The sequence below is a fragment of the Desulfobacter hydrogenophilus genome (genome assembly GCF_004319545.1).
Lineage (GTDB): Bacteria > Desulfobacterota > Desulfobacteria > Desulfobacterales > Desulfobacteraceae > Desulfobacter > Desulfobacter hydrogenophilus.
Map to the genome: position 1 here is coordinate 3,677,533 of NZ_CP036313.1, position 17,600 is coordinate 3,695,132.

Consider the following 17,600-nt stretch of genomic DNA (forward strand, 5'->3'; position numbering starts at 1 on the left):
CTGCGGTCCTAAGGTCAATCCTCTATTTGTTCACATATTCTGATCCCTTGTCTCACATAATTGATTGATATCTTCGTACAGATCCAAAACAGCACCCAGAAAGGATTTATAATGATACGCGAACTTTTAAGCAGAAACACCATTGTCTTTGTATTCATGGTTTTGATCCTGGCAGCAGATTATGCCGTCTTTTTTGGCATCTGCCGTGGCATTGTAAAACCGCCTTTCATAAGCGGACAGATCAATCATGTAATTATGTTAAAGGAAAATAACAAATGAATTCGGTCAAAAAAATAATTGCAGCACTCTGTTTAATGTCAGTTCTATGCCCACAAAGCCTGTGGGCCTCCGGCCCTTTTCCCGATACAGTTAAAAAAAAACAATCTATAAAAAAAATAAACCCCGCGGTTGTTTATGTTAACCAGGACAGCCGGGCTGATACCCCCGACGGATCATCCTGGGCACAGGCATTCCCATCTCTTTCAACCGCATTGCAAAGCAACTTGACAGGCAAAAAAGAGATTTGGGTGGCCCGGGGAACCTACTACCCTTCGGATACTTCAGAAAGAGAAGACAGTTTTTGTCTAATTTCCGGAATCAGCATATACGGCGGATTTATCGGAAACGAATTTTTGCGATCCCAACGGAACTGGATCAAAAATCTAACTGTATTATCCGGGGAAATCGGTGATCCGCAACGTTTGTCTGATAATTCATATCATGTGGTCATAGGTGCTGATGATGCCATCCTGGACGGGTTTTTCATCAAGGATGGATATGCCTTGCCGGACGACGTGCTGAAAAAAAAGGCCGGTATAGAAGATCCGGATACTGCCACCAGTGCAATATCCTACTGCGGTGGTGGGCTAATCAATCTTTATGCCGGGACGCGTGTCAGGAATTGCAGTTTCCAGGGCAATTATGCCGTCAGAGGCGGCGCCGTGTGCAATCTGGCAACCCGAGACGGGGATGACAAAGATATGTCAAAAGCAATGGACAACAAGGCTCCTGTTTTTGAAAACTGTATTTTTGAAGACAACCATGCCGTCACACAGGGTGGTGCAGTATATAATGCTTTTTTTACCCGTACCAGGTTTGTTACGTGCGTTTTTACCGATAATGCATCGGGGTCAAAAGGTGGGGCTGTGTATGCAGATGAAGGTAGCTCTGTTCATCTGATGAATGTTCTTTTCAGCCACAACGAGGCGGAGCGGGGTGCTGCATTATCGGCAGACGGCTCGTCCACCCTCAGGCTTATATATGCAACATTTGCTTGCAACATGGCCTATGATACCGGTGCCGCCATTTATTTAGGTTCCTGCCTGAACGAACAGACGGACGGTTCACCCTTTATCGGCAATGAAGCCCATCTCTACAAATCCCTTGTAATTTCCAATGTCAGTATATCGGCTGCCTCGTCCATCAGCAGTCAGCATGATTCAACCGTGACCTTTGACGAACAATCGGTTGTGGAAACCGTTGATGGTACGATGAATACAGCACAGTTCCTGGTTGAAAAAAGCTTTGCGTCAAAATCGGCTGAAGCCGGATTTCACCCGGGCCGAAAGGTTGATGTGGATTGCTGGACCGATATTTTTGATGGAGATGAAAACCGGATGTATTTAAATTATGCTTATGATACGTCCAGTACGACCGGCAACCCCGGGATTATTTATGTGAATGATGATGCGACAGCAGGCGGGGACGGCACTTCCTGGGCTACGGCTTTCTGTGATTTGAACCTTGCCCTTGAACAGGCAGCTGCCGGTTCCCGGATATGGGTGGCAAAAGGGGTCTATACCCCCACGGACGGTCCGGAACGATTTGCCGCCTTTGTGATGAAAAAAGGAGTCGATCTCTACGGCGGTTTCAACGGCAATGAAACAACGCTTAAAGAACGGGACTGGGAATCCAACAAAACAGTCCTTTCCGGTGATATCGGCCGGGTGGGGGACAATTCGGATAATTCGTATCATGTTGTCTTTGGCGCTTCGGACAGTCTTCTGGACGGATTTGTTATCCAGGCAGGCAGGGCCGACGGAGAATTTTATCACAGACGGGGAGGGGGGCTTTTGTGTGATGGGAAAGCCGGCCCACGAATCGCAAACTGTATCTTTGAAAAAAATCAGGCAGAGGAAGGTGGTGCCATTGCCAGCACCGGATCTGCAGCACCTGTGCTGGGAAACTGTACTATTACCGAAAACACGGCGCGTCTGGGTGGCGGTATCCTTTTCAGAACCAAACCGGGTAATTCAGGGCTGGGTGCCAAGCTGACGGATGTAACATTCATTGGTAATACGTCCCAGGGCAAGGGGGGTGCCGTTTATATTGATTCCAACGCACAGCCCTGCTTCACCCGGTGCACGTTGTCCGGCAACCGGAGTTTAGGAAACGGCGGCAGTGTCTATGTGGACAACAGCACCACCGACCGGGTTTGCGCTACCCCCCATTTTAATGCCTGTTTTTTAACAGACAATACCACAGGGCTGCGGGGCGGTGCCTTTGCCGTATTTGATGGCACGGTGTCCCTTAAGGACACAGTTGTAACCCATAACACTGCCATCTCCGGCGGTGGCGGAATCGCCCTTAATTACAAGGGCGCACTTTTCGATGAAAAAAATACCTCCGTGATACAGGATAACGTCAGTACATCCGGCAGGCCCGATATTGATAATGCTACCTCAGATTTCATTTATGAACCAAATTTTTATTCCGGACGATGACCATCACCGTTGACATCGATTCTTTGGCGACTTTCGGCATTCTGCCTGTGTCTGAGCCTATATGTAACTGTTAAAATTTTAGAAGTTACTTTTAAAGACCGATAAGAAATAGAAACACAAACAGGGAGAATGGACGATGATAAATGTGCCTGGCAGTACAAATAACTTTACCGGGATTGATTCCACATTATTTCAACCCCAACATAGAGTCGGGGGAAATAAATCGGTTTCAACATATTCAATGCAGACTGAAATCGTACAATTCAGCCTGCAGGTCAGAACAGAGACCCAACACAACATTGGGACCCAGAATGCTTTTACTAATTTTAGCCTGCTGGATCAGGATCTTAAATCCTCTTTGATCTATAATGATACCCCTATTTCAGAACTGTCCCCCGAGCAGGCTGACGAGCTTGTCAGTGAAAATGGATATTTTGGCGTGGATAAAACATCCCAACGCATCGCTGATTTTGTGATAAAAGGTGCCGGCGATGATATGGAGAAGTTGAAATCCGGAAGGGAAGGTGTCCTTAAAGGGTTTAAAGAAGCGGAAAAAGCCTGGGGAGGCAAATTGCCTGAAATATCATATGAAACCTTGGCAAAAAGTTTAGAAACCATTGACGAAAAAATCCAAGAGAATGGCGGTTCAGTTGTCGATTTGAGCATTTGAGGATTACCAACGATAGATTCAGGAATCCGACTATAAGGTTTTTCAGCGATTTCAGACAATACGCAATCTAAGGAAATGGATTTAAGCAGCGACCGGCCATAAGTATTCAGGATTGATACGCTTATGGTCGGTGATTTAGGGCCAAGCCCTTACCCTGACACGACCGGGTAAAGGCCTGACCGATTCAATCATTTCAAATTCGGTTCACCACCAAGCCCCCCAAGCGTTGCGTACATAGACGGACGCCGGTCCCGGAACAGGCCCCAGCCCGCCCGCATGTTTTCAATTTCTTTGAAATCAAAGGAAACCATTTTGATCTCTTCGGTTTTACGATCACATTGGGCAAATATTTCTCCGGTGTTACCGGTGATAAATGAGGTGCCGTAAAAGGTTATTTCAACATCCTGGTCCCTTTCTGTGCCAATGCGGTTGGAAGCGCACACCGGCATCACATTGGCGGCTGAATGGCCCTGCATGGTTCGCTGCCAGTGGGGCTGGGAATCATATCCGGGCATTTTGGGTTCCGACCCGATGGCTGTGGGGTACAGCAGAATATCCGCTCCCATCAGCGCCATGCTGCGGGCACTTTCAGGAAACCACTGGTCCCAGCAGATGCCCACACCCACCTTGCCGAACCGGGTGTCCCATACCTTGAAACCGGTGTCGCCCGGGCTGAAATAATATTTTTCTTCATAGCCCGGCCCCTGGGGAATGTGGGTTTTGCGGTAGATCCCCATGACTGTGCCGTCGGCATCAATCATAGCCACACTGTTGAAATATGCCTGGTTGGCTCGTTCAAAAAAGCTGATGGGCAGCACCACGCCAAGTTCCTTGGCCAGGGCGCTGAATCGTTTGATCAGGTCACTTTCATCCGCTTTCTGGGCCAGGGAAAAATAGGAAAAATCTTGTACCTTGCAGAAATAGGGGCCTGAAAACAGCTCTTGCAGCAGGATGATATGTGCGCCTTTGGCAGCGGCATCCCGTACAACCCTTTCCGCTTTTTTTACATTGGTTTCATAGGTTTTGCTGCAGACCATCTGGGTGACCGCGACGTTTACGTTTTCCATGTTCACTCCGGTTAAAACGGTGGAAGGGCAGTCCCTGCCGGTTGTTGTTGGGTAATACAGTGTATCCCGCCGCCGCCGGCAAACAGGGGCTTGTTGGGAATCTGGATAACAGTCCGGTCCGGAAAAATGTCCTGTATCATCTGCTTTGCCTGGTCATCGGCCGGATCATTAAAGGCGGACATGATAACGGCACCATTGGGCATATAAAAATTAATATAGCTCAGATCCATTCGTTCACCCTTCCAGTCCTGCCGTTCGGGTTGTGGGATTTCCCGTATCTCTATGGCGTTGCCTGAAGCATCAACGGCGTCCGTAAGTCTTTTTTTTGCATCCTCGGTGACTGCAAAATTGGCATCGCCCGGATCGGTACAGGAATTTATGAGGATAAGTCCGGGACGGGCAAATGTTGCCAGAATATCAACGTGCCCGGTGGTTTCATCCCCTTCAAGGCCATTGGCCAGCCACAACACCTTTTCAATCCCAAGATAGGTCCGGAACAGGTTTTCAAAATCAGCTTTTGTGAACCCGGCATTGCGCTTGGGGTCCAGCAGGCATTGTTCGGTGGTGATCAAGGTCCCCTGGCCGTCCACATGGATGGAGCCGCCTTCCAGAATAAAAGGCGCCACATAGCGCCGCATGGCAAGCCGGCGCAGGATTTGCGTTGCCATGGTTTCATCGCAGGGCCCTGTTAACGGGTGGTGGCCCCACCCGTTAAACACCCAGTCGATTCCGGCTACCTTGCCTTTATCATCCCGCACAAAGGTGGGTCCACTGTCCCTGGCCCAGGAGTCAAAGCAGGTGGCGTCAACCAGGGTCACGGCACTGCCGCAAAGGTTTTGGGCTTCTTTTTTCTGCCCGGGGTTCACAAGCATGAATACTTTTTCGAAATCCGCTATGGCCCGGGCCACCTGGGCATAGGTTTGCTTAGCCTCCGGCAGCACGCCCTTGAAACATTCTTCAGAGCAGGGCCAAACCATCCAGCAGGCATCATGCGTCTCCCATTCAGCCGGCATGGTCAGCCCGTCACTTTGCGGGGTGCGCACCGGGATGGAGAATAAACCGTTTGCAGGGGGACCTGCCAAAGGATGGTCCCCCTTAATCTGTATGAGTTGTGTCATTTATCTTCTTGTATCCTGATGTGTTTAGACGGTTGTGTTTATCATTACATGCTTGGTAACCAAATAATCGCCAACAGCTTCAGCGGACAGATCCTTGCCGAAACCGGACTGCTTGAACCCGCCATGGGGTGCTTCGGAAACCAGGGGCAGATGATCGTTCACCCAGACGCACCCAAATTCCAGGGCCTTTGACACGCGCATGGCGCGGGCCACATCATGGGTAAATACTGACGAGGCCAGGCCAAATACCGTATCATTTGCCATGGCCAGAGCTTCTGCTTCCTCTTTAAAGGTCTGGATGGTGACAACGGGTCCAAATACCTCTTTCTGCACGATCTCAAACGTCTGTGCAACATTATTAATTACGGTGGGGGCGTAAAAATAACCGGGACCGTCAAGAATTTCGCCGCCGCAGAGGATTCCGGCTCCGGCAGCCTTGGCACGCTGTACAAAGCCGTCCACAGATTCCATATGGGATTTGGAAATCATGGAACCCATCATAGTTTCACTGTCAAAGGGATTGCCCACCTTTACAGCTTTCATGGCTGCCACAAGGGCATCTGTTACCTGGGCGACGCAGGATTCATGGCAGATCACGCGGGTGGCTGCGGTGCAGTCCTGGCCGGAGTTGCAGAATGCCCCCAGGGAAACTTTTTCTGCCACATGTTCAGGTTTGGCATCTTCAAACACCACCACCGGGGCTTTGCCGCCCAGTTCCAGGTGAACCCGTTTGATGGACTCGGCGGAACTTTGCATAATGGCCGCACCCGTGCTGGTGGCACCGGTCACCGAAATCATGCGGATGTCTTTGTGATTTACAATGGCCGGGCCCACGTTGCCGGTGAGCACGTTGACAACCCCGTCCGGAATCCCTGCCTTTTGGCATAGTTCCCCCAGCATCAGCGAGGTGCGCGGGGTCAGGGATGCAGGTTTCAACACGGTGGTGCATCCGGCAGCCAGGGCCGGGCCGATTTTCCAGATTGCCATGAGCAGCGGATAGTTCCAGGGGGCGATCTGGCCCACCACCCCCACAGGTTCCCGGCGGTAGATGGTGGTGTACCCTTCTGTATATTCTCCGGCATGATGGCCGCTGGTGTCCCGGGCACTGCCGGCAAAAAAGCGCATGTTATCTATGCAAAAGGGCAGATCCGCGCCAAGACTTAAAAATTCATAGGGTTTGCCGGAATCTTCGCTTTCGATTCTGGCAAGTTTTTCAATGTTTGCTTCCATCAGATCCGCAAGTTTCCACATGCACTTGCTGCGATCCCTTGGGGGCATGGTGCTCCATTTCGGGAAGGCGGCCTTGGCTGCGGCAACGGCTTTGTCCACGTCGGCAGCACCTGCCTTGGCTATTTGAGCAATGATTTCTCCTGTTGCCGGATTCTCTATGTCCAGAGTACCATCGGCGCCGTCACACCATTTTCCATTAATCCACAGTTTCATATTATTCTCCTTTAATTTCCTTAAAGACCTCTTCCATGACACCCAGGGCTTTGTCCAGGGTTTCCATGGGGATGTTCAATGCCGGTTCAAACCGGATGCATTTGGCATTGGTCAGGGTGCCTGAGGTGATCACACCCCGGGCAAACAACCCTGCTGACAACTGGTATCCGATTTCATCGGAGACAAATTCCATGCCGATGAGCAGTCCTTTGCCTGTGACTTTTTCCAGAATGCCTGGGTATTTTTCTTTGAGTTTCCCTAAGCGGCCTTTTACATATTCACCTTTTTTGGCGGCCTGGTCGGGCAGGTCCTCTGTCTGGAGTACGGTGATGGCGGCAAGTGCGGCTGCACAGGCAATGGGGTTGCCACCGGTGGTGGTGGTATGCATAAAGGGGTTAGGTTCCATAACCTCCCAGATTTTGGGGGTGGAGAAAAATCCTGACATGGGTACCACGCCGCCGCCAAGGGCCTTGCCAAAGCACATGATGTCAGGGGTGACATCCCAGTGGTCCACACCAAAGATTTTGCCGGTGCGGCCAAATCCTGTCTGCACCTCATCGGCAATGAGCAGCACACCGTATTTGTCGCATAACTCCCGCAGGCGGGGCCAGAAATCATCGGGTGGCACAATGGCGCCTGCCTCACCCTGGATGGGTTCGGCCACAATACCTGCAATTTCGTTGCCCACGGCAGCACTGGACTTAAGTATCCGTTCCACCGCGCCGGCATCGCCGAATGGGGCATGCTGCACACCTTCCAGCAAAGGCAGCAGGGGTTGACGATAGACGTCTTTGCCCATTAGGGACAGGGAACCCAGGGTTTTTCCATGAAATCCCTTGAGCATGGCAATAAACCCTTTTTTCCCGGTGTAGAATTTGGCAAGTTTCATGGCACCTTCCACAGCTTCGGTACCGGAATTGGCAAAAAAACCATATTGGATATCCCCGGGCGTGATCATGCCGATAACCTGGGCAAGTTTTGCCCGTAGCGGATCAAGCATCTCCTGGCTGTATTGAGGGCTTCTGTCCAACTGGGCTTTGACGGCAGCCACAATTTTGGGGTGCCGGATGCCGTAGGAGTATAGGCCGAATCCACCGAGCAGATCAATGTATTCACGCCCAAGGATGTCCTTTAAAATGGAGCCCTGGCCGGTCCACTCGGTGACGGCAAAGCTGTTTTTCTCTGTGACGGATTTGCGGTATTCGAGAAACCCCTTGTTGACGTGGTTGCGGAAATTTTCCACCGTCTCTTTGGCTACCATCTCCCGCTCTTCCCGGGTGATATCGGCATCGTTTTTTTCAATCAGGTCAACATACTTATTGGCTTCCTTAAACGCTTGTGTAATATCCCTGCTCATTTTATCTTTGTTCCTTTTCTTTTTACGTAGGTAAAAAGTGTTTTCATAAAGTTTTCTTAAAATATGCCATCTATATTTTACTGAATGGTCAGTAAATAAATAAAAAGAATTATTCCCAGGACACCGTGGCATAACACCCGGATTATGTCATTGATATCCGGTCCTTTTCTTCTGGTTGATTACAGATTGGCAGTATTGTAAAATTTACCCTTGGCAAAAACCTGTTTAATGTTGATTTTGCAGATATCTTGCGGTGCAACCTGGTAGGGGTTGCGGTCAAGGACGATGAATTCGGCCTTCATGCCGGGTTTCAGCCGTCCGCGGTCATGCTCTTCAAAAACGCTGTAGGCTGCGGCCGTTGTAAACATTTTAAGTGCTTCGGTCAAGGTGACCCGTTCCGGAGCAAAGGGATGGCACACCGCAGCCTGGATTCCTGCCAGGGGGTTATAGGGCGTTACCGGTGAATCGGATCCGCCGCAGATGACCACCCCTGCATCCAGGATGGTGCGGTATGGGTGCAGCCGCTTATGCCTGCTTGGCCCCAGCATCTGTTCAAAAAAGTTTTGGTCCTGCATGAGATATGGGAAAAATGCCGGCTGCATGGCGGCAATGATACCGGCTTTGGCCATGCGCTCAATCTGGGTGTAGGTGGGTACCTCCAGATGCTCAATGCGGTGGCGGTGGTCGGTTCGCGGAAACTTTGCAAGCGCCTTTTCCATGGCGTGCAGCACCTGTTCAATGGCGGCTTCGGCCTCGCAGTGTACGGCAATCTGCAGCCCGTTTGCATGGGCCTCCAGGATAAACTCATCCATCTGTGCCTGGGTAAAGGTCAGTGTGCCGTAATTGTCCGGCTGGTTGCTGTACGGCTCAAAAAGGGCCGCTGTATAGCAGTCAATGGCACCATCGGCAAAAATACAGCCGCCGATGCGCGGCAATCCTAAATCCAGACTCGACTGGACATCCCGGTTTTGATTCCAGTGTACGGTGTGAAGCGGCAGATTTTGATGGTGCTTGTGAAAAAAAGCGGAACATTCAGGATCTCCATCCTTTCCCTCAAGGCAGTGCAGGCTCGTGATGCCGTTTTTTAATGCCATACGGGCCGCCATGTCATAACCGTTCACAACCGATGCTTTGGGTATCATCCGGTCAATTTGGGGCATTACGATGGTCAGTGATGCCGGATCCCGAACCACGCCAGTCATCCGGCCATTCTCCGTATCCACGCCTTCCATTTGTCCTGTCACGCCAAGGGCTTTAATAGCCATGGTGTTCAGGGTCAAAAAGTGAAGGGAGGTGTGGATAACAGCCACCGGCGCATCCGGGCAGACCACGTCCAGCTCGGCTGCCCTGGGCATCCGTTTTTCCTGAAGCAGCTGGTCGTTTACCCGGTAGGCCAGAACCCATTCTCCTTTACCTACTTTGTCCCATTGGGCCCGGATGTTGTCAAACAGATCTGCAAAATTTGTACAATCGGTCAGATCCGCACTGCCAAGGACCTTGCCGGTCCATTCAAGGTGTTGGTGGGTATCAATAAAGCCGGGCAGAACCGTTTTTCCGCCCAGATCCATGACCCGCACAGACCCTTCAGCGTAGCCGGCCCCAAGTTCATCACTGCTGCCCATGGTCTCAATGGTGTCACCATCCACCACCATAGCGCTGAAATAGGGTTTCTCTTCATCTAGGCTGATACCCTGTATATTGGTAAAAAGTGTTTTCATATAAATTTAAAAACTAGAGATTTTATATAAGTTGGGTTTGAATGGAGATTTGCCCATATGCAAGGCGCAAGACCCGTTGTAACCGGAGCAACCTTATGGTTGTGAGGATTACAACGGGCCGCAGCAACGCCGCAGATGGGTGAATATCCATTCAAATATTATCTGGTTTTGATCATTGTCCATAGCTCATCATAATACCGGTTATTCTTCCCAAGATCATTGATGAACTCAAGGGTTTTCATGGTCTCTTCACTGGGATAAATAGCCGGATTGGTCATATCCGCAGGTGTGATAAATTCCTTGGCAGCCTGGTTCGGCGTGGCATACTGAGTCCAGTTGGACAGCGTGGCACCGTTTTTGGCATCCAGCACCCAGTTGATGAATGTGTGGGCATAGTCCACATGGGGGGCGCCGGCAGGGATGGCCATGTTGTCCGCCCAGATTACGCCGCCTTCTTTGGGGTTGGCAAAGACAAATTTTTCCGGGGCATCAGCCACAGCACGCAGGGCATCACCATTATAAACCAAAGCGGCAATGGCAGTGCCGGCAACCACCTTGGAACGACCACCGGTTCCCACGTCAAAGCCGGCAAAATACTTGCTGGATTTGGTTTCGATCATCATCTTGGCAAGGGCTTTAAGTTCGTCTTTATCCAGGGTGTTTACGCTTTTACCCATATATTTGAGGGCAATGCCCAGCATTTCCCGGATGGAGTCAATCATGACCACAGAACCCTTGCGTTCCGCCGGATCAAAAAACAGAGCGGTGGAGGCCACATAATCTGCGCCCAGCACCTCTTTATTATAAAGCATGCCTACGGTGCCCCACTGATAGGGCGCGGTGTAGACATTGCCCGGATCATAGGCTGTGTTTTTGAATGATTCTTCCAGGTTCGCCAGGTTGGGCAATTTGGCATGGTCCAGCTTTTGGAGCAGGTTCAGTTTGATCATGGTGTTGATGATGTAGTCAGATGGAACAACCACGTCATACTGCTTTACGCCACCGGCCTGGAGTTTGGCCACAAGCTCTTCGGTGGACTCGTAGAATTCCACCCGGCTTTTGATGCCGGTCTCTTTGGTAAAGGTGTCCATATAGTCTTCGGGCATATATTCACTCCAGATCAGCACACGAAGCTCGTCCGCAGCAAAAGAGGCCGCCGGGAACTGCAGGAACACGGCACACACCAGCAATAGGATTAAGGTTAATTTTTTCATTTTTTTCTCCTTTAATTTTATTATTTTTTGCTGGAAATTCGTTCTGACAAAATTACCAACGTGATGGTTGCAAAAATCCCCACAGTTGACAGGGCGTGGATCTTGGGCGTGATGCCCCGGTGTACTTCACCATATATATAAAGGGGCAGGGTGACCGAGGTGGGGCCGGCCGTAAAAAAGCTGATGATAAAATCGTCAAGGGACAGGGTTAATGCCAGCATGGCCCCGGACACGATGCCCGGCATCATCAGTGGCAGCAGCACATGGCGAAAGGTATACCAGTTGGAGGCATACAGATCCCTTGAGGCTTCTTCAATTTCATTGTTAAAGGCGGAAAGCCGGCTTCTGACCACCAGAGCCACAAAGGCCACCTGGAAGGTGACGTGCCCGATGATCATGGTTATAAGCCCGGGTTCAAATATGGAAGAGATGGAACGCAGACAGGTAAATGCAATGACAAGGGCCCCTGCAAAAACAATCTCCGGGGTGATGACCGGCAGGTACAGGTTGATGTCAAAAAAGGTCATCACTTTTTTTGACCAGGGATAGCGGGAAAGACCCATGGCAAGGGCCGTGCCGAGGATTGTGGCAATGAGGGTGGAGACCACTGCCAAAATGGCCGTATTGATGCAGGCTTCGATGACCAGTTTATCATGGAGCAGTTTTGCATACCAGTCCAGGCTGAACCCACCCCAATGGATGCCGAAACGTGATTTGTTGAATGAGTAAACCATGACGGCCAGCAACGGTGTGTAAAGAAACGCATAGGTTGCCACGGCAAAAACTTTGTAACGCAGACCCAGCTTGAACATTATATCATCTCCATTTTTTCGCCTTTGCGGTTCAAAATGACCAGGGCAATAAGGGTTAAGGACATGAGCGCGAGACTGACAGCCGCCCCAAAGGGCCAGTCACGACTTTTGCCGAACTGCTGCTGGATCAGGTTGCCCACCAGCATATATTTGGCACCGCCTAAAAGATCCGGGATCAGGAACATGCCCATGGCCGGTACAAAGGTCAAAATGGCCCCCACGGAAAGCCCGGGCAGAGTCTGGGGTAAAATGGCCTGGCGGAACACCCGCCACTTGCCGCAGTACAGATCATTGGCTGCTTCAACCAGGCTCCAGTCCAGTTTTTCCACACTGGAATACAGGGGCAGGGCCACAAAAGGCAGAAATGCGCTGATCATGCCGAGATAAACCGCAAAGGAGCTGGGGTACAAAGGGCTTCCCGGCGGTACAAGGTGCAGCAGGGTCGCAATTTTTGCAATGGGAAGGCTCGGTGCCAGAACAATCTGCCAGGCATAGGTCCGGATCACCAGGTTGGTCCAGAAGGGGATGATCAGGGCCATGAGCCACAGGTACCGGGTCGCCTTGTCCCGGGTTGAGATGAAAAAGGCTAAAGGGTAGGACAAAATGATGCAGATCAATGTGGTGATGAATCCGGCAATAATTGAACGCAGCAGAATTTTTAAGTAATCCGGACTCCAGCCGAACAGGCTGTATCCTGCCAGCCGTTTGTAATTTTCCAGGGTAAAGGCCCATTCGATCTCTCCGTAGGCGCCCCGGGTGGTAAAGCTGATCACAATCAATGACAATGCGGGTATGGACAAAAAGAGCATGATCCACAGCATGCCCGGAGAAATGCGCAAAAGGCCCCGGGTTCTGATATTTCTGGGTGTTGACAGTTCCCCGTAAAGTATTTCTGGTTTATCTATAATTTTCACCGGATTGTTACTCCTTGAATGTTTTAATAATCAATCATCAATGGTCACTAAGGCTTCCTGCAGCAGCTCCACCCAGATCTCATCTCCGATTTCGATTTTGCGGTGGGGGGCGGTTCTCATGCGCATTTTGCCGGTTTCAAGGGTGATATTCTGATAGGTGCCCCGGTAGTATTTTTCAATGACACGGGAGCGGATGCCGTTCTGGGCCGGTTTTTCCGCGCGCAACCTGATACCTTCGGGCCGGATGACCAGGGAGCCCTGTTCCCATTCAGGCATGGTGTTTGGCACAAAATCACCAAAATCTGATTGGAAGACATTGCCCTGGCGTTCAACATCAAAAATATTTGCCGTGCCGATGAATTCGGCAACAAACCGGCAGTTGGGATGGTTGTAAATTTGTGAAGGCGTGCCGCACTGTAGGATATGTCCGTCTTTCATGACGGCAATACGATCGGACACGGTTAACGCTTCTTCCTGGTCATGGGTGACCAGGATGAAAGTTTTCTTAAGCTTCAGCTGCAGCCGGCGAAGCTGTTCCTGGAGCTGGACCCTTAATTTAGCGTCCAGGGCGGACATGGGTTCATCCAGCAACAGAATTTCCGGCTCACAGATTAATGCCCTGGCCATGGAAACCCGCTGGCGCTGTCCGCCGGAGAGCTGATCCGGATAACGGTCTGCAAATTTTTCAAGCTCCAGCATCTCCAGCATTTTTGTCACCCTGGGGGCAATTTGTGTTTCCGGAATTTTTTGTGAGCGCAGGCCAAAGGCAATATTGTCGTAGTTCTTCAGGTGCGGGAAGAGCGCATAGCTTTGAAAGACAGTATTCACCGGGCGTTTGTTGGCCGGGATATCAAGAATGGGGTTCCCGTTTAAAAACAGATTGGCGTCGGATGCGGTCTCAAGACCTGCAATAATCCTTAAAAGGGTGGTTTTGCCGCAGCCCGACGGACCAAGAAGGGTAAAAAGTTCTCCCTGGTTGATGCGCAGATCTACATTGTTAAGGGCTTTCACCTCGCCGTAATTTTTGTGTAAAGCAAACGCTTCCAGACAATATTCCATGTTGTCACCTAAGTTTAAATATTTTACTGAATAGTCAGTAAATAGGTTAAAAGGGCCTTTCTCAGACCCCTGTTAATCTTGTGGTCCAATTAAAATGTGCCGTTTTTCAACATCGCTATAGTTGCTGTTTTGGCCGTATCTGCAAAATCTTCAAAGGGCTTGCCCTCATTTAAAAAATGAGCATGAAACTCCAGGCCTTCCATCAGGGTGAGGACATAGTCGGCAGCCTTGTGTTCGTCCGTGACATTGATGATGCCGTCTTTGTTAAAAACGATGAACGCGTCATTCAAATAATCACGAAACCAACGGAACATGTCATTGAGGTCCTTGCGGATACCCTCATCTCTGAAACTTTTATAATAAAAACCAAAATGAACACCCGGATCTACGGTCCGGTTCCATTTAAAGCTGAATATTAGATCCATCAGTGCATCAAATCGTCGGGTACGGTCCTCTATCGAATTGAAGTTCAGCATGTGTTCAGCTTTATACTTGGAGATCAGAAGTTCTATGAGTTCGCGCTGCAGGTTGTCCTTGTTTTTAAAGTAGTGAAGGATCAGGGTGGAATGGATATTCAGATGCTGGGCAATCTTTCCGATGGAACTGCCTTCGAACCCTTTTTCAATTAGAACTTGATAATACCCTTCGAGAATTTCAGGTTTCCGCGTTTCTGCACTTCTGTTTTTTCTATTTGCCATGAACAGTGAGTTCCTAATAAGGTTTTATTACGCGCTTAGTTTTTAGTTTAATTTTTTAAAATTACAATTTATGCAATTTTTACATTCACAAAATTGTATTGTCAATAAAATTTACTGAATATTCAGTTAAAAATTGTAAAAGACTTAAAGAGCAAGGCATGGTACGGATGTAGAGATCCCTATGGTCAAAATTTATTTCCATGAGAGTGCCAATATGTTGTTAAATGGCGATTCGGTTTTGTTGCTGGGTGAATCTGGTGTTGAGAGACCTGATCTGCCCACAGGTGGTATTCGGGGCACAAGGAATTCCCGGGATTGGGCGAGGGTTTCCCTTGATAATTGGCCGTTGCAATGGTAATGGTACCTAACTTAACGAAAGAGGATAAAAAATGAGAGCAAAGCATCTGATTCTTACCTGTTTTTTCTTTTTTGCTATAACAACCTGCCTTTACGCAAAGGATATTTATGTATCCGGGGTGACCCAGATCACCATGCGCACGGGGCCGGGTATCAGCCATAAAATTGTGGCTATGCTCACGTCAGGGGCCAAACTGCAGATTCGGGAATACGGCAAAGACTGGTCCATGGTGAGAAATTCCGCCGGGAAAACCGGGTGGGTGCTGACCCGTTTTCTTACTGAAGACGTACCTAAAGCCCTTTTGGTTGATCGGTATAAAAAGGAAAACGAACGCCTGGCATCAAAGCTTTCTGCCGCAGAAGAAACGGCAAAAACCCTAAATACTGAGAACAAAGCGCTCACGGAAATTGCGCAGAAGTATAAGCAACTCAAAGATGCTTCCGCAAGTTACCTGAAACTTGAGACCAAACATAAAGCACTGCTGGAGCAGTCCCGGGAACAGGAAATACGTATTCAAAGCCTCGAACGAAGCATCAAAAGTGAAGTGAAACTTGGGTTGCTTTCCGGGGCCGGTGTTTTTATTGTGGGACTGATTTTCGGCATGAGTACCCGAAAGAAAAAAAGAGGTTCCCTGTTATCCTGATTTATACTTACTATTTTTTAACACACTATTTAACACATAAAGTATTGAGAAATGATTGAAACCGATTTTCTGGTCATTGGCAGCGGTGTTGCCGGTTTAAGCTATGCCTTGAAGGTTGCACAGTTTGGCCGGGTGACGATTATCACCAAGAAAAAAATTTACAAAACCAATACGGCACTTGCCCAGGGTGGTGTTGCCTGCGTCATCAGCAAGACAGACACCTTTGAAGAGCATGTGGCAGATACCCTGGCGTCAGGGGACGGACTTTGTGCCGAAGATGTGGTGCGCATGGTGGTGGAAAAAGGCCCGGAAAGGATTCGGGAACTAGTGGATTTAGGAGCCCGTTTCAATCTGGAGGGAAAGGGAAAATATGACTTTTCTTTGGGGCGGGAGGGCGGACATTCCCAAAACAGAATCGTCCATGCCCGGGATCTGACCGGCAGGGAAATTGAAGATGTCCTGGTATCAAATGTTGAAAATCATAAAAATATAACCATCCTGGAAAACCATGTTGCCGTTAACCTGATTACCTATTCTACAAGTATGCGCAGCGGTCTTGTCAGAACCCAGCATGAAAACATCTGCTGCGGTGCCTATGTCCTAGATAATGACACGGGCAAGGTTCAAACCGTTGCGTCGAAAGTGACTCTGCTTGCCACAGGTGGCGGTTCAAAGGTTTATCTGTATACCTCAAATCCTGACATTGCCACAGGGGACGGTATTGCCATGGCATACCGGGCCGGGGCCACCGTGGCAAATATGGAGTTTGTTCAGTTCCATCCCACCTGTCTGTTCCACCCCGAAGCCAAGAATTTTTTGATCTCCGAGGCAGTTAGAGGGGAAGGCGCTTATCTGATTGATGAAAAGGGTGACCGGTTTATGGGAAAATATTCACCGGACCTTGAACTTGCCTGCCGGGACGTTGTGGCCCGGGCCATTGACAATGAATTGAAAAAGACCGGTGCGGATTCCGTGTTTTTGGATATCACCCACAAGGATGCGGATTTTATCCGGAAACGGTTCCCTAATATTTATGCCAAATGCTTGGAGTATGGCATTGATATCACCAAAGAACCCATTCCGGTGGTACCGGCAGCCCATTATATGTGTGGGGGCGTGGCCACGGATCTTAACGGGCGCTCCGACATCCAGTGTCTTTATGCCGTGGGTGAAACCGCATGCACCGGCCTTCACGGGGCCAACCGACTGGCTTCCAATTCGCTCCTTGAAGCCCTGGTCTATGCCCATAATGCCGCACAGTCCTCATTGAAAGAGTTTGAACAAGTTGCCAAAAAGCCTACTGTTGAGCTGGCCCCCTGGGATGAGACCGACACCCTGGACGGGGATGAAGCCATTATGGTGACCCACAACTGGGATGAGATTCGGCGTATGATGTGGAATTATGTGGGCATTGTCCGCTCGGACAAGCGCCTTCATCGTGCCCTGCGCCGTATTGAAATGATCCAGCATGAGATTGAAGAGTACTATTGGGATTTTAAAATTACGGCAGATCTCATTGAGCTGCGTAACCTTGCCACTGTGGCGGAACTGATCATTAAGTCTGCATTAATGCGCAAGGAGAGCCGCGGGCTGCACTACAATTTGTGGTATCCGGAAAAGGATGATGCCAATTGCCTAACGTCGACCCTGATCCGGAAAACTTTTTAAAAAAGAGTCTGTCTACAAGGCTTTCGGCGCTATCGCCGGAAGCCTTGATATTCTCTGCGAAACAGTCCGGCCATCATATTTATCTTGAAAGAAAAATTTGTAATATCTTTGGTAATGGCTGATATCATATTGGTACAA

At 49.6% G+C, this 17,600-nt stretch carries 15 protein-coding genes; 5 read left to right on the forward strand and 10 right to left on the reverse strand.

Annotation, left to right across the window (positions count from 1 at the left end):
* The first annotated feature begins 111 nt into the window (after nt 1-111).
* The 3 genes from EYB58_RS23295 (at nt 112) to EYB58_RS16440 (ending at nt 3,393) form a co-directional block, all read left to right on the forward strand.
* Nucleotides 112-279 (forward strand): hypothetical protein, encoded by a 168-nt coding sequence (locus tag EYB58_RS23295; protein WP_163354524.1) that lies wholly within the window; start codon nt 112-114, stop codon nt 277-279.
* Nucleotides 276-2,723 (forward strand): right-handed parallel beta-helix repeat-containing protein, encoded by a 2,448-nt coding sequence (locus EYB58_RS16435; RefSeq protein ID WP_111955995.1) that lies wholly within the window; start codon nt 276-278, stop codon nt 2,721-2,723. The genes EYB58_RS23295 and EYB58_RS16435 overlap by 4 nt, the downstream gene beginning before the upstream one ends.
* A gap of 241 nt (nt 2,724-2,964) precedes the next feature.
* Entirely contained in the window at nt 2,965-3,393 is a 429-nt protein-coding gene (locus EYB58_RS16440) for a hydrogenase-4 component G (RefSeq protein ID WP_242637402.1), read from the forward strand.
* A 188-nt stretch (nt 3,394-3,581) separates the two neighbouring features.
* On the opposite strand, the gene aguB is transcribed toward EYB58_RS16440, so the two are convergent.
* From aguB to EYB58_RS16490, 10 genes are all read right to left on the reverse strand, one after another.
* A complete protein-coding gene (gene aguB, locus EYB58_RS16445; RefSeq protein WP_111955991.1) occupies nt 3,582-4,460 on the reverse strand; it encodes an N-carbamoylputrescine amidase in 879 nt (292 codons plus the stop codon).
* Between the two features lie 11 nt (nt 4,461-4,471).
* Nucleotides 4,472-5,578, reverse strand: a complete 1,107-nt coding sequence (locus EYB58_RS16450; RefSeq protein ID WP_111955989.1) for an agmatine deiminase family protein — start codon at nt 5,576-5,578, stop codon at nt 4,472-4,474.
* A gap of 24 nt (nt 5,579-5,602) precedes the next feature.
* The gene (locus EYB58_RS16455; protein WP_111955987.1) at nt 5,603-7,021 is read right to left on the reverse strand and encodes an aminobutyraldehyde dehydrogenase; all 1,419 of its coding nucleotides are present in this window, start codon (nt 7,019-7,021) and stop codon (nt 5,603-5,605) included.
* A gap of 1 nt (nt 7,022) precedes the next feature.
* Complete coding sequence (locus tag EYB58_RS16460) at nt 7,023-8,378, reverse strand: putrescine aminotransferase (protein ID WP_111955985.1); 1,356 nt, start codon at nt 8,376-8,378, stop codon at nt 7,023-7,025.
* A gap of 179 nt (nt 8,379-8,557) precedes the next feature.
* On the reverse strand, nt 8,558-10,096 hold the full coding sequence (locus EYB58_RS16465; protein ID WP_111955983.1) for an amidohydrolase: 1,539 nt from the start codon (nt 10,094-10,096) through the stop codon (nt 8,558-8,560).
* 158 nt (nt 10,097-10,254) lie between these two features.
* On the reverse strand, nt 10,255-11,310 hold the full coding sequence (locus tag EYB58_RS16470; RefSeq protein ID WP_111955981.1) for a polyamine ABC transporter substrate-binding protein: 1,056 nt from the start codon (nt 11,308-11,310) through the stop codon (nt 10,255-10,257).
* 20 nt (nt 11,311-11,330) lie between these two features.
* Nucleotides 11,331-12,122 (reverse strand): ABC transporter permease, encoded by a 792-nt coding sequence (locus tag EYB58_RS16475; RefSeq protein ID WP_111955979.1) that lies wholly within the window; start codon nt 12,120-12,122, stop codon nt 11,331-11,333.
* On the reverse strand, nt 12,122-13,036 hold the full coding sequence (locus EYB58_RS16480; protein ID WP_207309073.1) for an ABC transporter permease: 915 nt from the start codon (nt 13,034-13,036) through the stop codon (nt 12,122-12,124). The genes EYB58_RS16475 and EYB58_RS16480 overlap by 1 nt, the downstream gene beginning before the upstream one ends.
* A gap of 30 nt (nt 13,037-13,066) precedes the next feature.
* Nucleotides 13,067-14,095, reverse strand: coding sequence for an ABC transporter ATP-binding protein (locus tag EYB58_RS16485; protein WP_111955977.1), 1,029 nt, complete (start codon nt 14,093-14,095; stop codon nt 13,067-13,069).
* Nucleotides 14,096-14,184: 89 nt separating this feature from the next.
* A complete protein-coding gene (locus tag EYB58_RS16490; protein WP_111955975.1) occupies nt 14,185-14,793 on the reverse strand; it encodes a TetR/AcrR family transcriptional regulator in 609 nt (202 codons plus the stop codon).
* A 389-nt stretch (nt 14,794-15,182) separates the two neighbouring features.
* Here EYB58_RS16490 and EYB58_RS16495 point away from each other — a divergent pair, with 389 nt between their 5' ends.
* Nucleotides 15,183-15,794 carry a TIGR04211 family SH3 domain-containing protein gene (locus EYB58_RS16495; protein WP_111955973.1) on the forward strand — a complete coding sequence of 204 codons (612 nt, stop codon included), beginning with the start codon at nt 15,183-15,185 and terminating at the stop codon, nt 15,792-15,794.
* Between the two features lie 51 nt (nt 15,795-15,845).
* Nucleotides 15,846-17,462, forward strand: a complete 1,617-nt coding sequence (nadB, locus tag EYB58_RS16500) for an L-aspartate oxidase (RefSeq protein WP_111955971.1) — start codon at nt 15,846-15,848, stop codon at nt 17,460-17,462.
* Nucleotides 17,463-17,600 lie beyond the last annotated feature (138 nt).

What these genes read in the sequence shown, in the direction of transcription:
- EYB58_RS23295 (WP_163354524.1), top strand. Translation starts at nt 112, where the DNA reads ATGATACGCGAACTTTTAAGCAGAAACACCATTGTCTTTGTATTCATG.
- EYB58_RS16435 (WP_111955995.1), top strand. Translation starts at nt 276, where the DNA reads ATGAATTCGGTCAAAAAAATAATTGCAGCACTCTGTTTAATGTCAGTT.
- EYB58_RS16440 (WP_242637402.1), top strand. Translation starts at nt 2,965, where the DNA reads ATGCAGACTGAAATCGTACAATTCAGCCTGCAGGTCAGAACAGAGACC.
- aguB (WP_111955991.1), bottom strand. Translation starts at nt 4,460, where the DNA reads ATGGAAAACGTAAACGTCGCGGTCACCCAGATGGTCTGCAGCAAAACC.
- EYB58_RS16450 (WP_111955989.1), bottom strand. Translation starts at nt 5,578, where the DNA reads ATGACACAACTCATACAGATTAAGGGGGACCATCCTTTGGCAGGTCCC.
- EYB58_RS16455 (WP_111955987.1), bottom strand. Translation starts at nt 7,021, where the DNA reads ATGAAACTGTGGATTAATGGAAAATGGTGTGACGGCGCCGATGGTACT.
- EYB58_RS16460 (WP_111955985.1), bottom strand. Translation starts at nt 8,378, where the DNA reads ATGAGCAGGGATATTACACAAGCGTTTAAGGAAGCCAATAAGTATGTT.
- EYB58_RS16465 (WP_111955983.1), bottom strand. Translation starts at nt 10,096, where the DNA reads ATGAAAACACTTTTTACCAATATACAGGGTATCAGCCTAGATGAAGAG.
- EYB58_RS16470 (WP_111955981.1), bottom strand. Translation starts at nt 11,310, where the DNA reads ATGAAAAAATTAACCTTAATCCTATTGCTGGTGTGTGCCGTGTTCCTG.
- EYB58_RS16475 (WP_111955979.1), bottom strand. Translation starts at nt 12,122, where the DNA reads ATGTTCAAGCTGGGTCTGCGTTACAAAGTTTTTGCCGTGGCAACCTAT.
- EYB58_RS16485 (WP_111955977.1), bottom strand. Translation starts at nt 14,095, where the DNA reads ATGGAATATTGTCTGGAAGCGTTTGCTTTACACAAAAATTACGGCGAG.
- EYB58_RS16490 (WP_111955975.1), bottom strand. Translation starts at nt 14,793, where the DNA reads ATGGCAAATAGAAAAAACAGAAGTGCAGAAACGCGGAAACCTGAAATT.
- EYB58_RS16495 (WP_111955973.1), top strand. Translation starts at nt 15,183, where the DNA reads ATGAGAGCAAAGCATCTGATTCTTACCTGTTTTTTCTTTTTTGCTATA.
- nadB (WP_111955971.1), top strand. Translation starts at nt 15,846, where the DNA reads ATGATTGAAACCGATTTTCTGGTCATTGGCAGCGGTGTTGCCGGTTTA.